13 protein-coding genes are annotated in these 13,940 nt (G+C 69.2%); 5 read left to right on the top strand and 8 right to left on the bottom strand.

Annotated features, from left to right (window positions below; genetic code table 11):
* The first annotated feature begins 41 nt into the window (after positions 1–41).
* Positions 42–485, top strand: coding sequence for a DUF2141 domain-containing protein (locus ABD693_RS00520; RefSeq protein ID WP_344694995.1), 444 nt, complete (start codon positions 42–44; stop codon positions 483–485).
* Here ABD693_RS00520 and ABD693_RS00515 read toward each other — a convergent pair.
* The 4 genes from ABD693_RS00515 to ABD693_RS00500 form a co-directional block, all read right to left on the bottom strand.
* On the bottom strand, positions 482–2,542 hold the full coding sequence (locus tag ABD693_RS00515) for a TonB-dependent receptor plug domain-containing protein (protein WP_344694994.1): 2,061 nt from the start codon (positions 2,540–2,542) through the stop codon (positions 482–484). The genes ABD693_RS00520 and ABD693_RS00515 overlap by 4 nt on opposite strands.
* A 38-nt stretch (positions 2,543–2,580) precedes the next feature.
* On the bottom strand, positions 2,581–3,525 hold the full coding sequence (locus ABD693_RS00510; RefSeq protein ID WP_344694993.1) for a hypothetical protein: 945 nt from the start codon (positions 3,523–3,525) through the stop codon (positions 2,581–2,583).
* Positions 3,526–3,620: 95 nt separating this feature from the next.
* Positions 3,621–5,408 (bottom strand): M56 family metallopeptidase, encoded by a 1,788-nt coding sequence (locus tag ABD693_RS00505; RefSeq protein ID WP_344694992.1) that lies wholly within the window; start codon positions 5,406–5,408, stop codon positions 3,621–3,623.
* A gap of 1 nt (position 5,409) precedes the next feature.
* Positions 5,410–5,787, bottom strand: a complete 378-nt coding sequence (locus tag ABD693_RS00500) for a BlaI/MecI/CopY family transcriptional regulator (protein WP_344694991.1) — start codon at positions 5,785–5,787, stop codon at positions 5,410–5,412.
* A gap of 208 nt (positions 5,788–5,995) precedes the next feature.
* On the opposite strand from ABD693_RS00500, the gene ABD693_RS00495 reads away from it, so the two are divergent.
* Positions 5,996–7,282 carry a lipopolysaccharide biosynthesis protein gene (locus tag ABD693_RS00495; RefSeq protein ID WP_344694990.1) on the top strand — a complete coding sequence of 429 codons (1,287 nt, stop codon included), beginning with the start codon at positions 5,996–5,998 and terminating at the stop codon, positions 7,280–7,282.
* Between the two features lie 61 nt (positions 7,283–7,343).
* Here the strand turns inward: ABD693_RS00495 and ABD693_RS00490 are convergent, their stop codons facing one another.
* From ABD693_RS00490 to secB, 4 genes are all read right to left on the bottom strand, one after another.
* Entirely contained in the window at positions 7,344–8,051 is a 708-nt protein-coding gene (locus tag ABD693_RS00490) for a DUF4136 domain-containing protein (RefSeq protein WP_344694989.1), read from the bottom strand.
* An 84-nt stretch (positions 8,052–8,135) separates the two neighbouring features.
* A complete protein-coding gene (gene trpS, locus ABD693_RS00485; RefSeq protein ID WP_344694988.1) occupies positions 8,136–9,152 on the bottom strand; it encodes a tryptophan--tRNA ligase in 1,017 nt (338 codons plus the stop codon).
* A complete protein-coding gene (gene murJ, locus ABD693_RS00480) occupies positions 9,152–10,711 on the bottom strand; it encodes a murein biosynthesis integral membrane protein MurJ (RefSeq protein WP_344694987.1) in 1,560 nt (519 codons plus the stop codon). The genes trpS and murJ overlap by 1 nt, the downstream gene beginning before the upstream one ends.
* Positions 10,712–10,792: 81 nt before the next feature.
* A complete protein-coding gene (gene secB / locus ABD693_RS00475) occupies positions 10,793–11,308 on the bottom strand; it encodes a protein-export chaperone SecB (protein WP_344694986.1) in 516 nt (171 codons plus the stop codon).
* Positions 11,309–11,509: 201 nt separating this feature from the next.
* On the opposite strand from secB, the gene ABD693_RS00470 reads away from it, so the two are divergent.
* Genes ABD693_RS00470 through ABD693_RS00460 form a run of 3 tightly spaced genes read left to right on the top strand, consistent with a single transcriptional unit; the run spans position 11,510 to position 13,906 of the window.
* On the top strand, positions 11,510–12,160 hold the full coding sequence (locus ABD693_RS00470) for a Tim44/TimA family putative adaptor protein (protein WP_344694985.1): 651 nt from the start codon (positions 11,510–11,512) through the stop codon (positions 12,158–12,160).
* Positions 12,157–13,383, top strand: coding sequence for a murein transglycosylase A (gene mltA / locus ABD693_RS00465; protein ID WP_425567286.1), 1,227 nt, complete (start codon positions 12,157–12,159; stop codon positions 13,381–13,383). Before ABD693_RS00470 ends, mltA begins: the two co-directional genes overlap by 4 nt.
* A complete protein-coding gene (locus ABD693_RS00460; protein ID WP_344694983.1) occupies positions 13,364–13,906 on the top strand; it encodes a Smr/MutS family protein in 543 nt (180 codons plus the stop codon). Before mltA ends, ABD693_RS00460 begins: the two co-directional genes overlap by 20 nt.
* Positions 13,907–13,940: the final 34 nt, after the last annotated feature.

The following is a 13,940-nucleotide window of genomic DNA, read 5'->3' as shown; positions in this document are numbered from 1 at the left end:
CGTTAAGCTTGGAGCAGGGAGCTTGGGGGCAAAGGGCGCAAATGAGCCGAATTTCGAAGTTGTTGGGCGCGCTTGCGCTCGTCGTCGCCATGCCTGCCGCCGCGGCGCCGGCCGGGAACGATCTGCGGGTGGAACTGACCGGGATCCGCTCGGCCAAGGGCGTGGTGCACCTGTGCCTGTCGGGCGATCCTTCGCGCTACCTCGACTGCAAGGGCGACAAGGGCGCGCTGTGGCGGACAGTCCCCGCAGGCCAGGCGGGCCGGTTCGACCTCGGCGCGGTCAAGCCCGGCACCTATGCGCTGCTCGTCGTCCATGACGAGAACAACAACGGGAAGCTCGACATGACCCTCGGCATCCCGCGCGAGGGCTTCGGCTTTTCGAACAATCCCGCGCTGCGGCCACGAGCACCGAAGTGGGACGAGATCCGCTTCACCGTGCCGGCCACGGCCTCGGTGCAGCGGATCCGGGTCCGCTACGTCCTTTAGAAGCTTCCCTGGACCGAGAGCATGAAGATCGGTCCGATGAGCTGGTTGTTCTGCTGCCGGAAGAGCAGCGGCGAGACGTTGCGCCGCCCGGCGTAGACGAGCCGGTCGTTGCGATGCCGCGCGTTGGAGAGGTTCACGACGGTTGCGCGGACCTTGAGCCCGGCGACGTCCTTGTTTTCGACGAACCATTCGTCGAACCACGGGCCTTCCCAGCCGTGGCCGATCTCGTTGAGATAATAGTCCCTGGCGCTGACATTATGGTTGGCGCTGACCCCCCAGGCCCATTTGCTGCCCGGGATGTCGTGGCGCAACCCGACGTTGATCCCGAGCTTCTGGCTGCCGCTGATCGGTCGGAGGTCGCCGGTCAGCGGATCGCGCACGCGGGTGCGCTGGACGAACAGGCCGGTGTCGAGCTTGGCGCCCTTGAAGCCCATCGGGTCGAGGGTGAAGGTGCTGGTCCATTCGAACCCGGTCTCGCTCGCGCGCGGGAGGTTGCCGACGCCGTCGCCATCCTCGCCGATCGGAATGATGTCGATGATGTCGGTGATCCAGTGACGGAAGGCACGAAGCCGCGTCTGGCCCCATGGCCCGAGCTTGCGGCCCACTTCGAGCTCGGCTTCCCAGCTCTGCGGGGGCACGAGGTCGGGGTTGCCGCTGTTCTGGCGGTCCTCGGCGAGCCGCGGCTGCGAGAGGAAGTCGTAGAAGCTGATCTGGCCGACCTTGCGATTGAATTTGAGGCTGACATCCCACGGCGCGCTCGGCCGCCAGCCCAGCGTCAGGCTGCCCTTGGGGCGGAAGAATTTGCGGGCGGGGAGGTTGCCGTCGACCCGCTTGAGCTTCGAGATCTCGCCGCCGCCGACGAGCTGAACGTCGAGCTTGGGCGAGAGCGCGCGGCTGAAGGTCAGGAGCGATTCGTAGCGGCGCTCCTGGACGATCCCCGAGCCGCCGGGAAACTCCTGCTCGACGAAGTTGCCGGCGGGGTCGAGCAGCGACAGGCGGCCACGCTGGTCGAGCCGGTTGTCGGCGCGCTCGAGCGAGAGCTGGAAACTGTTGCGGCCGATCTTCCAGTCATATTCGGCGCGGCCGATCGTCTCGGAAATGCGGGCGAGGCGAAAGAAGCGCACGCCCTCGTCGGGTCGGCCGCTGTCGAAGCGCGTGGTCTGGACGGTGTCGGTGGGTTCGTGGTCGAACTTGTGAACTCCGATCACCTTGAGGCGGCCCGGCCCGAGCGCGAAGCTGTAATCGGCATTGGCGTCGAACACGCTGCCGTTGCTCTGCCGCTGCTTGGTGAAGCGGGTGCGATTGTCGCCGTCGGCACGGACCCGGCGGTCGGTGATGTCGGAATGGGTCCAGTAGGGCGTGTAGGCGAGGGTGACGTTGCCCTCGGACGACCCCCAGCCATCGATCTTGGTGGTGGCGGCGAAGCGGGGGAGCTCGGACAGCGCCCGGAAGCGTTCGCTGCGGCGCTCGATGACGTTGCCGGCACCGTCGGTGATCGTGATCGGCCCGCCGAAGGCGCCGCGCCCGCCCTGCGTCTGCACCGACAGCTTGTAGTCGAAGGGTCCGGCCTTGTCGGACCAGCTCGCCGAGCCGTTGATGATCCGCGGATAGGCGTAATGCGCGCGGATCTGCGGCTTCCATTCGAACTGGCCCTGGCCCTTCTTCTCGGCTTTGAGGACGACATTGGCGACCTGGCCCGAGAGGCCCGCGATCCCGAGGCGGGCGGCGTCGACCAGCTCGATCCGCTCGACGCTGGCGGCATTGGTGCGCTGGAGTTCGTCGATCGCGCCGCCCGACTTGTTGGCGACGCGCTGGCCGTTGATGAGGACGTTCTCGGTCGCCTGGCCGAGCCCGCGGCCGCCATCCTCGCTGCGGATGGTGAAGCCCGGAAGCTGATTGAGCATGTCGAGCGCGGTACGCGGGGCGAAGCGGGCGAAATCGGCCGGCGTGTAGACGATCGCGCCCGTGTCGGTCGCGGACGGCGGGACCGCGCGGGCGAGCGTCGGGGTAAGGATCGCCCCGGCAAGGAGTGCGGAACGGAACAAGGCACGCGACATGAAGGGCACTCCGGAGGGGTGTCTGGGGGAAAGGGACATCAGGGAAGAAGGCCGGCGACCTTCATCGCCACGAGGTCGTCGGACGACCAGCTGAGGCGCTTGCCCTGCGCAGCGCGAAGCTCACCCGGAGTCACGCCGAGCGCCTTGCACTGGACCAGCTGGTCGATGCTGAGGCGCGGCAAGCCGGCCGGCTGCATCGAGCGGATGTAGTCGGCGGTGACACCGAGCGCGCGCAGCTGGACGATGTCCTCGGCGGAGATGTCGGGATAGCCGGCATTCCGGAGCGAGCGGGCATAGGCGGGCGAGATGTCGAGCGCCTTGAACTGGACGATCTCTTCGCCGGTCAGCTGCGCGAAGCCGAAGCGACGCAGTTCGTCGACATAGGCGGGTGTGACGTCGAGCGCCTTGAAGGCGATGAGATGGCTGAGGTCCTTGGGCCGATAGCCGTGCGCGGCGAGGTCACCGATATAGGCCGGGCTGACACCGACCGCGGCCATGCCCATCAGGTCGTCGAGCGTCGGGGTCGGGTAGCGCGCCGCGGCGAGCGCTTTGACCAGCGCGCGCGTGGCGCCGGTCATGGTCAGCGCGAAGGCCTCGCGCTCGTCCGGACGCTCGATGCCGCGCGCGGCGAGCAGGTTGGCGAAGGCGGGGTCGGCGGTGAACTTGCAGCCGCCCTCGGCATGGTCGCCGCGCGACGTGCCGGCGCAGTCGATGCGCCCGGCCTCGCGGACCACGGCGAAGCGGACGGGCTGGCCGGCGGTGGCGCGGAGCCGGGCCTGGTCGAAGCCCTTGATCTCGGCCCAGCGGAAGTCGCCGTCCATCCGGTCGCGGTCACCCGCCGAGCGCAGCGACAGCCGCGGCGCGCCCGACTGGTCGGCGGCGATGCGGAAGGTGAGGGCACCGACCTCGGCCGCGAAACCGGTGGTGCTGAGCGTGGCGCAGCCAAGCAGGACGGACAGACACAGGGCAAGCGGACGGTTCATGGCGAACTCCTCGGGAAAGCAGGTGCGGCGGGCAGACCTCGCCCGTTCGCTGCGGCGCAGCGTTGGGCAGGCATCAGGCGGAACGGGTGAGGCGGTTAGTTGCCGGGCTCGTCCGGCTCGTCGGGCTCCGGTGCCTCGGGCGGTTCGGGCGTCTTCGGCGCGCGCGGCGGCTTATGGCCCCACCGCAGCGCTTCGGCGGCAAAGCCGTTGGCGCGGAGCGTGACGATCCGGTCGGGGGTGAGGTTGGTCTGTCCCGATGCGCGAAGCTGGCGGACATAGGCGCCGGTGACTCCGAGGGCGCGCATCGCGGTCAGGTCCTCGAGCCCGACGTTGCGGATGCCGGCGGATGCCAGGTCGGCGACATAGGCGGGCGAGACCCCCACCGCGCGGGCGCCGGCGAGGTCGTCGACGTCGCGCACGCTGTAGCCGGCGCGGCGCATCTCGGCGAGCCATTGCGGGCTGACCCCGACAGCCTTGAGCGCCAGCATGTCGTCGTCGGCGATCGTGACGCCCGGCACCGCGGCGCGGATCTCGGCGGCATATTGGGCGGTGACGCCGAGCGCGCGATTGGCGACGGCCTGGTCGACGGCGCGGTCGAGTTCGGCCTGCTTCGGCGACCGCGGGGTGCGCGGCGCGCGGGGCGGGAGGGGGCCGCCGTAGGCGACTTCGGGCGGCTCGGGGGCTTCGGCCGCTGCCAATTCCTGCGCGATCTGCGTCTTGAGTTGGCGTTCGAGGTCGGCGGAGGGCGCGGCCTTGCCGGTGATGGCGGCGCTGACGTTGGCGGCGACCGCCTGGCTGGTGATCGCGGCGGCGCCGGCCACCGAACGGGCGACCACGGCCGGAAGCGACTGCTGCGGGGCCGGGGCGCTCACGGCATAGCGCTGGTCAGCGGCGGTGCCTTGCGCGGGTGACAGGGTGAGCGCGGCGAGCGGCGCGGCGGTGCCGACGACGCCCAGCGCGATCCCGGCGGCAAAGCCGCGCGCGGCCGGCGTGCGGGGAAGGCTGCCGTCGAGGACCCGGCGAACCCGGCGCGACAGGCTGCTTTTCGAGGGGGCGACCCCATGCGCGCCGATCAACAGGCCACGGCATTCGTGGCGGGCGACCCCGACGAGTAGCTGGGCATAATCGGGACCGGCGACGTCGGCGGCCAGAACGGCGTCGTCGGCGGTCTCTTCGCGCAGCTGGTGCGCTTCGCGGGCGAGGATCCAGACGAGCGGATTGAACCAGTGGATGGCGCTGACCGCGCGGGCGAGCAGCAGCTTGGCCCAGTCCATGCCGCGGACGTGGGCGAGCTCGTGGGCGATGATCGCCTCGGCCTCGCCCTTCGCCTCGAGCGCTTCCTCGTTGAGGAGGATGACCGGGCTCATGACACCCCAGCTGATCGGCGACTTGAGGTCCTTGCTGGTGAGCAGCGCGGTGCCGTGCTTGAAGTCCATCCGGTGCTGCGCCTGGGCCAGCGCGGTGAGCCAGGTGGGCTCGAGCAGCACCGACGAGCGGGCGCGGAGGGTCAGCAGGCGCAAGACCGCAAGGAAGGTGATCGCGAGCAGGACCGCGACCGGCAGGCCGTAGGCGAGCGGCCACAGGTCGGTGAGCGCGAAGCTTTCCGCCGGGGTGAGCGGCGCGGGCGACGTCGCCATCACCGCCGCGGTCTCGGCGATCGTGGGAGCGGTGACGGTCCCGGCGGCCGGCGCCGTGAACGTCTGGTGGACGACGAGTTGCGGCAGGAACATCGAGCCGATCGGCAGCAGCAGCAGCGCCAGCAGGCCGAAATGGGCCACCATGGAGCGTTCGGAGGCGGAGCGGTGGCGAAGAAGGTGGAGGAGGCCGAGCGTCACTCCGGCGATCAGCAGCGATTTCAGCGCAAAGGCGATCAGCTGTTCCATGTCAGTTCCCCTTCGCCTTGCGGGCTTCCGCGATCATCTTCTCGAGCGCGTCGAGCTCGTTGGTGTCGATCCGGTCGGACATGCCGAGGAGGGCACTGGCGGCGCTGGTCGGCGAGCCGTTGAAGAAGACCCGGACGACTTCGCTCAGTGCCGACTTGCGTGCGGTCTCCTCGCGCACGGTCGGGCTGTAGAGGAAGCCGCGGTCGCTGTCGGCGCGGGTGACGAAGCCCTTGTCCTCGAGCCGCTTGAGCATCGTCCGGACCGCCGAGCCGCTGACCTGGCTGGGCAAAGCTTCGGTCACGTCGGCGGCCGTCATCGCACCCTGCTGGTAGAGGATGTCGACGATCTGGCGTTCCTTGGGCGGCAGGCGATTGAGCACGAAAGGGCTCCCATGTGCTACATTTGTAACGTGGTGATGCTACAATTGTAGCTAGGGGTCAATGGACCGCGGACCGCCGTTCGTCGATTGATCGAATGACGAATGGCGGTGACACGCAAAAGCGCTTCCTCTTTCCGCAGGCGGCTCCTTGCGCTTAAGGGGGCGGAATGAGCGATGGCGTGCCCAAGCCTGTGGCCGGAGAGCCGGCGTGAGCGCACGTCTCAAGCGGATCGGCGCCAACGCCAGCTGGCTGCTCCTCGCGCGCGGCCTGCAGGCGGTGCTGAGCATCGCCTATCTCGCCCTGGTGACACGCACGCTCGGAGTCGCGGATTTCGGGCGGTTCGGCCTCGTCATCGCCATTTCGGGCGGGATCGCGGGAATTGTCGGCTTCCAGACCTGGCAGCTGGTGGTGCGCTACGGGACCGAACGGCGCGAACGGAGCGACGAGGACGGGGTCGGCCATGTGGTCGGTTTCGCCGCCGCGCTCGACGTGGTCGCGGCGGTGCTGGGGACGCTCGCGGCGGTGGCCGCGGTGCTGCTGCTCGGCCCGACGCTGTCGCTTCCGCCCGACCTCAGCTGGCCCGCGATCGGCTTCTGTTTCGCGCAATTGATCGCGGTTCGCTCGACCCCGACCGGCATCCTGCGGCTCGAGCGGCGGTTCAAGACGGCGGCCGCGGTCGATTCGGTCGTCCCGATCGTCCGCTTTTTCGGTTCGGGCATCGCGGCGCTGCTGATGCCGACGATCACCGGCTTCCTGATCGCCTGGGCGGCGGGGGAAGTGATCTGCGCGATCGCCTACTGGCGCGCGGCCTTGGCCACCCAGAGAATGACGCTGCGTCCGGCGGCGCTACGGCAGCTCGCCCGCGACGAGCCGAGCATCCTTCGCTTCGCCTTCCTGACCAACGTCTCGCAAACGCTCGGCATGACCAGCAAGCAGGTGACGCTGATTGTGGTCGGGGCCTTTGCCGGCCCCGCGGCGGCGGGGATCTACCGGCTCGCGGCGCAGCTCGCGCAGTCGCTGGTCAAGCTCACGCAGACGGTGTCGCGCGCGGCCTATGCCGAGCTGGTCGAGGCGTTCAACCGGGGGAGCGACCGCAAGCTGCTGCTCGAACTGACCGGGATTGCAGCGGTCGGCGCGCTGCTGATGGCGGGGATCGCCGCCTTGTTCGGCGAGCAGATCATCCACCTGATCGCCGGCAAGCAGTTCGAGGCGGCCTATGTGCCGATCATCATCCTCGTCTGCGCGGCGGGCTTCGACCTTGTCGGATTCGCCTTCGAACCCGCGCTGAGCGCGCGCGGCGAGGTCGGGGTGGCGGTTCGGGTGCTGCTGATCACCGCGATCGTGCAGGTCCTGCTGCTGCTCGTCCTGCTTCCCCGCTTCGGGGTCATCGGCGGCGCCTGGGCCGCTCTTATCGGAAGCGCAATCACGATGGTGCTGACCGGGTGGCGGGCGTTGCGCGGGACGCCCAAGCCGCAAGTCGAACGGACGGCCTAAGGAAAAGCCCGCCCGGACCAAGGTCCGGACGGGCTTTTGTCAATCGGCGTGGGCGAGGGGCTCAGCCCTTCTTCTGCGCCGGCACCGTGATCTTCACCGTTTCGCCGTCGCGCCCCGGGAAGCCGGTGAACATCGCCTGGATCAGGTTCGGAACCAGCACCTGCGTGTTGTCGGTGGTGGAACGCGCCTGCGCCCGGCCGTCGAACAGCTGCTGGTTGTCGGCGCGGCGACGGATGTCGAGATCCAGCTCCGACTTGTACTCGGTATACTGGCGAACGTCCGGACCGCCGTACCAGAAGGGGTCGTCCCACCCGAAGAAGAACGGCGAGCGGTAGGCGCCATAATAGCCGAAGCGGCTGTAATAGGGCCGGCCATAATAGCCGCCGAAGAACGGGTCGTAGCGACCGTAGAGGCTGCGGTAGAAGGGATCGTAACCGCGCGGCCCGAAATTATCGACGACGACGCGCTCGGTGCCCTTGTCGACGTTGTAACCGAGCTGGACGATCATGGTCGCCGCCTGCGGGCTCGGCGCGACGGCATAGCCCTGCGCCTGCATCTGCTGGCTGACAAGCGCGGCGTAGCGGCTCCATTCGAGCCCGCCGCCACGCGCCAGGCCTTCGCCCGGTACGACGTAGAAGCTCTGGCCCTGCGGAGCCGGCATCGCCTGGAAGCGGGTGACCTTGGCAGGAAGGCCCATGGCACAGCCCGACAGGCCGACCGACGCGACACCGATCAGCGCGGCGGCGGCAATCTTCTTGAGGAACATCATGTGGAGCAAACCCTCGACTCGGGAATATTCCCGGTAAACGAGTGGCTTATAACATGTTTCCGGTTGAACCGTCGATGAAGCGGCCTAGCGGCGGGACAGGCCGACCGCGCGCTTGGCGGCGAGCAGGGTCGGCGCGGCGAGCGCGATGGCCTGTTCCGCGCCCTCGTCGAGGATCCGGTCGAGCGCCGGCGTGTCGCGCTCGAGCTCCTGGTAGCGCGCGCGGATCGGGCTGATCAGCGCGACGAGCGCTTCGGCGAGTACCGGCTTGAACGCGCCGAAGCCTTGCCCTTCGAACCGGGCGAGGATCGCGGTTTCGCTCTCGCCCGTGACGGCGGCGAGGATGCCGACGAGGTTGCGCGCCTCGGGCCGTTCCTTGAGCAATTCGGGATCGCCGGGGAGGGGCTCGGGATCGGTCCGGGCCTTGCGGATCTTGGCGGCGATCTCGTCGTCGCTGTCGCCGAGATTGACGCGGCTCATGTCCGACGGATCGGACTTGCTCATCTTGTTGCTGCCATCGCGCAGGGACATGACCCGCGCCGCGACCCCGCCGCCGACGAACGGCTCGGGCACGGTGAAGGTCTCGGTGCCGGTGTCCTGGTTGAACTTGATCGCGATGTCGCGGGTCAGCTCGATATGCTGCTTCTGGTCCTCGCCGACCGGCACATGGCTCGGCTGGTAGAGGAGGATGTCGGCGGCCTGGAGGACGGGATAGTCGAACAGGGCGACGCTCGCCCCTTCCTTGTTCTTGCCCGACTTGTCCTTCCACTGGGTCATCCGGCTAAGCCAGCCCATCCGCGCGGTGCCGTTCAGGATCCAGCACAGCTCGGCATGCGCCGGCACGTCGCTCTGCGCGAACAGGGTCGAGCGCTTCGGGTCGATCCCGCTGGCGATCAGCGCGGCCGCCATGGCGCGAACCTGCGTCCGGCGGGCCTCGGCCGGGATGTGATCCGACAGGCTGTGGAGGTCGGCGAGGAAGAAGGTGCAGGGCGCCTCGTCCTGCATCCGGACCCAGCGCAGGATCGCGCCCAGCAGGTTCCCGAGGTGGAGGTTGCCGGTCGGCTGGATGCCCGACAGGACGCGGGTGACGGGGGTGGTGCTCATCAGCCGGCGTCCGCCACGGGCTTCTTGCGGCGCAGGAGCGTGCGGAACGCCTCCTTGTCGACGCCGCCGAGCACCCAGACCAGCGGGAAGTAGACCGCGAGGCCGCTACCGATCAGCGCGCCGAGGCCGAGGATGCGGTGGCCGAAGCCGCCGGTGAACCAGTCGCCGATGACCAGTCGCACCCCGTAGATCGCCGCGACCATCACGCCGCCAGCGAGGAACTGACGCAGGATCCGGGTCATGAGCCAGCCGGGCATGCGGAAATGGCCGCGGCGGTGAAGGATCACGTAGAGGATGGCGCAGTTGAGCCAGCTGGTGAAGGCGACCACCGCCGACAGGCCGGCAATCCCGAAGACCGGGATGAGCGCGAAGTTCAGGACGACGTTGGCGACCAGGACCAGCGCCGCGATCTTGACCGGCGTTCCGGTGTCCTGGCGCGAATAGAAGCCCGGCGTGAGCACCTTGACCAGAACGTAGGCGGGAAGCCCGAGCACGATGATCGCCAGCACCTGCGCGGTGATGGCGGTATCCTCGGCGCTGAAGCGCCCGCCCTGGAACAAGGCGCCGACCAGCGGCCCGGCGGCAGCGCATAGCGCCAGCGCGGCGGGGAGGCAGAGCAGCATGGCGAGTTCGGCGGCCTGCGCCTGGATGGTCGCGGCCTTGTCGGGTTCGCCTGCACCGACGTGGCGGCTGATCTGCGGGAGGATGGCAGTGCCGAGCGCGGCGCCGATGACGCCCAGCGGAAGCTGGTTCAGACGGTCGGCGAAATTGAAATAGCTCGGCGCGCCGGTGCCGAGGCGGGTGAGGAAGAAGGTGTCGATGAAGGCGCTGATCTGGTAGACGCCGGCGCCCAGCGTCGCGGGGATGACCACGCGGACGAACTGCCGGACGCCCGGGGTCATGCGCGGGCGGCGAAGGCGCAGGCTGATGCCCGCCCGCTTGGTCGCGATCAGCAGCAGGGCAAGCTGGATGACGCCGCCGACGGTGACCGCGACCGCGAGCGCGGTGGCGCTCGGCTTGCCGCCGTCGGGAACGACCAGAAGCGCCAGCATCATCATCAGGTTGAGGAGCGCCGGCGCGAAGGCGGCCGCGGTGAAGCGCGTCAGACTGTTGAGGATGCCCGAGAAGAGCGAGACCAGGCTGATCAGCAGGAGATAGGGGAAGGTGATCCGCGTCAGGAAGGTGGTGAATTCGAGCTTGTCGCCGACATAGCCCGACAGCGCCGCGACGAACGGCCCCATGATCACCTGGAACACCAGCGTGAAGATGATCAGCGTCGGCAGGAAGACCGCCAGCACTTCCTCGGAGAATTTGCGGGCTTCTTCCGCGCCGTTCTCGCCATGGAGACGCTGCGAGAAGAGCGGCACGAATCCGGCCGAGAAGGCGCCTTCGCCGAACAGCCGGCGGAAGGTGTTGGGAAGCCGGAAGGCGACCACGAACGCGTCGGTGGCGTTGCTCGCGCCGAGGATGCGCGAAGTCAGCATCTCGCGGCCGAAGCCGAGGATGCGGCTGACCATCGTCAGGCCGCCGATCGTGCCGGTCGATTTGAGGAGATTCATCGGCTTGTTCTTCCCCTCGCCGGGCCCCGTCCGGCTCGCTGGTCCGACTCCCCGGGCTGCCCCGGGGAGCGGCTCGTCTGCTTACTGAACGGTCGGCTCACCGGCGGGCTGCTCGCCGCCCTCGGCCTGCGCGGCCTGCTCGATCTGCGCCATGTAGATGGCGGCGAAGTCGATGGGATCGAGCATCAGCGGCGGGAAGCCGGCGTCCTGGACGGACGAGGCGACGACCTGGCGCGCGAACGGGAAGAGGAGGCGCGGGGCCTCGACCAGCAGGAACGGCGCGAGCTGCTCCTCGGGCAGGTTGCGCAGGCCGAAGATGCCGGCGTAGCTGAGGTCCAAGACGAAGTGCACGCCCTGCGCCGAGCGGGCTGAGGCGTCGATCTTGAGCACCACTTCGTGGACGTCGTCGGCGACCTTGTTCACGGCGATGTTGAACTGGACGTCGAGCTGCGGCTGCTCGTTCCACTGGAACACCTGCGGCGAGGACGGATTCTCGACCGACAGGTCCTTCACATATTGCGCCAGCGCGGCAACCTGGGGAGCGTCGCTATTGTCGTCGGAACCGTTGGCGCCGGCGATGAGAGGATCGGAAGCCATGAATTTCGCCCTTAACTCTGCTACAAGGAAGACTCAGGTAGGGTTCAGCCCGCCCGGTCATGTTGGCGCGGGCGACTAGCAGTCGGGTTGAACCGGTGCAATGGCGCGGGCAGGTCTTTCGGCGAGGGTTTGAAGCCGAGGCACCAGCGCCTATGTTAAGCGTTGTCGATCCTAATCCTGGGCAGTTGAGAAAGCGGTTCATTGGTTTCCATCATCATCCTCGCGCTGGTTGCCCTGTTCATCGGCCTCAGGCTGTACAATGTCCTGGGCGAACGCACCGGGCATGAGCAGAAGCTGTCGCTGAAGCCCGCCGATGCCGACACGCCGCCCGCGCCGCGCGCCGCGGTGACGACGCCCGGCCAGCCGGCCGCGGCCGAGCCGCTCGACACCGCTTATCTCCCGACCGCCGGGCCCGGCGTCCGCGCGCTGCTCGCGGCCGATCCCGGCTTCGACGTCGCGCGCTTCCTCGAGGGTGCGCAGGGTGCCTATCGCATGGTGCTCGAGGCCTTCTGGGCCGGGCGTCTCGACGATGTCCGCACCTTCCTCGATCCCGAGATCGCCGCCGCTTTCGACGAGGCAATCGCCGACCGCGCGAGCGCCGGCCAGACGCTCGACAACCGCCTGATCGCGATCGAGCAGGCCGTCATCGCCGCCGCGCACCTGTCGGGTAAGGTCGCCACCGTGACCGTCCGCTTCGAGGCCGACATCGCGGCCGTGACGCGCGACGGCGATGGCAATGTCGTTGCCGGCTCGCTCAGCGACGCGGTCCAGACCCGCGATCGCTGGACCTTCCGCCGCGATCTCGCCTCGCGCGATCCCAACTGGATCCTGATCGAAACCGACGACGAATAGTGCGCTTCTCCTCGTCCGGGCTGGCCGCGCTGCTCGCCCTCTCGCTCGCCGCCTGCGTCAGTCGCCCGGTCCCGCAACCCGCGCCCTTGCCGACGCCGGCCCCGGTGCCGACCACTCCGCCGGCCCCGCCGCCGCCCAAGCGCGCGATCGAGGCGGGGGCGTTCCTCGCGGCGCCGCGGACGCTGACCGACGAGCAGGCGATCCGCGGGCTCGAGGCGTTCAAGCTTTCCTGTCCGGCGCTGATCCGGCGGAGCGACGGCTCGGGCCTGACGCTCGCCGCCGATTGGCAGCCCCTCTGCGCCGAGGCCACGAGCCTTCTCCCGACGCAGGCCCGCAGCTTCTTCGAGCAGCGCTTCGACTGGGTGCAGGTCGCTGACGGCAAGGCCTTTGCGACGGGTTACTACGAGCCTGAGCTTGCCGGGTCGCGGACGCCGCTGCCGGGTTACGTCCCCATCTATCGCACGCCGACCGACCTCGTCCGCTGCACCAAGGCCGACGGCACGACCGGTCGTGGACGGGTCGACGAGACCGGCGCCTGCGTCCTCTACTACAGCCGTCCCGAGATCGAAGATGGCGCGCTGGCCAACAAGGGGCTCGAGCTCGCTTGGGCGGCCGATCCGATCGAACTGTTCTTCCTCCAGATCCAGGGCTCGGGCCGGCTCCGCCAGCCCGACGGGACCGAGATGCGGATCGGCTATGCCGAGCAGAACGGCCGGGAATATAAGGCCATCGGGCGGATCATGCGCGAGCGCGGGATCCTCCAGCCGGGCGGCACGAGCATGCAGGACATCGTCGCCTGGCTGCGCGCCAACCCCGAGGCGGGGCGGCTGATCATGCGCGAGAATCTGTCCTACGTTTTCTTCCGCGAGTTGACCGGTCCCGGGCCATTGGGCGCCATGAACGTGCCCGTCACCGGCCGCGCGACCGTCGCTGCCGATCCGCTGTTCGTGCCGCTGGGCGCACCCGTCTTCCTCACGACCGACCGGGTGGAAGCACAGGGCCTGTGGGTGGCGCAGGATACCGGCGGGGCGATCAAGGGCTCGAACCGCTTCGACACCTTCTGGGGTCACGGCGCCGAGGCGACCCGGATCGCGGGCGGCATGGCCGCCAAGGGAAGCGCGCTCCTGCTGCTCCCGCGCGGAAGCCTCGCCGCCGCCAAGGCCCGCGCGGCGCTTGCCGCGACCGCCGTTCCCCAGCCGACCGTTGCGCAGCCTCAGCCCTGAGGAAGCGGCGCTGTGGGCGCGGGTAGCCGCGACCATCACGCCGCTCGAACGCGACCGGCCGATGCCCGCGCCCGCGCAGGCCCTCGCGCCCGCGCCGCCGCCGCTTCCCGAGCCTAGGCCCAAGCTCCCCAAGGGCCGCGTCCCGCCGCCGCGCCCGGTCACTGCCGCGCCCGTCCGCCGCGCGACCATTCACGGCAATCTCGACGGCCATTGGGAAAAGCGGCTCAAGAGCGGCAACATTGCGGTCGATCGCACGGTCGACCTTCACGGACATAATCTCGACGCGGCCTGGGAATCGATCGATCGCGCGCTCGAGCGGGCCGTGGCGAGCGGCGAACGCGTGCTCCTGCTCGTCACCGGCCACCATCGCCCGGGCGAGCCCCCGATCCAGCGCGGCCGCATCCGCGCGGCGGTCCACGACTGGCTTGCGGTCTCGCGCCATGCCGAGCGGATCGCGGCCGTCCGAAGCGCGCACCGGCGCCACGGCGGGGGCGGGAGCCTCTACCTCATCCTCCGCCGCTAACGGCCGGATCGGCTCTACACGGCTTTTTAACTCC

This window comes from Sphingomonas rosea (assembly GCF_039538065.1).
Classification (GTDB): Bacteria; Pseudomonadota; Alphaproteobacteria; order Sphingomonadales; family Sphingomonadaceae; genus Sphingomicrobium; species Sphingomicrobium rosea.
Note: the sequence above shows the minus strand (reverse complement) of the source record. Positions and strands in the feature narration are given on the sequence as shown.

Excerpts from the sequence above, each read along its gene's own strand:
- ABD693_RS00520 (WP_344694995.1), top strand. The coding sequence starts at position 42 with ATGAGCCGAATTTCGAAGTTGTTGGGCGCGCTTGCGCTCGTCGTCGCC.
- ABD693_RS00515 (WP_344694994.1), bottom strand. The coding sequence starts at position 2,542 with ATGTCGCGTGCCTTGTTCCGTTCCGCACTCCTTGCCGGGGCGATCCTT.
- ABD693_RS00510 (WP_344694993.1), bottom strand. The coding sequence starts at position 3,525 with ATGAACCGTCCGCTTGCCCTGTGTCTGTCCGTCCTGCTTGGCTGCGCC.
- ABD693_RS00505 (WP_344694992.1), bottom strand. The coding sequence starts at position 5,408 with ATGGAACAGCTGATCGCCTTTGCGCTGAAATCGCTGCTGATCGCCGGA.
- ABD693_RS00490 (WP_344694989.1), bottom strand. The coding sequence starts at position 8,051 with ATGATGTTCCTCAAGAAGATTGCCGCCGCCGCGCTGATCGGTGTCGCG.
- trpS (WP_344694988.1), bottom strand. The coding sequence starts at position 9,152 with ATGAGCACCACCCCCGTCACCCGCGTCCTGTCGGGCATCCAGCCGACC.
- murJ (WP_344694987.1), bottom strand. The coding sequence starts at position 10,711 with ATGAATCTCCTCAAATCGACCGGCACGATCGGCGGCCTGACGATGGTC.
- secB (WP_344694986.1), bottom strand. The coding sequence starts at position 11,308 with ATGGCTTCCGATCCTCTCATCGCCGGCGCCAACGGTTCCGACGACAAT.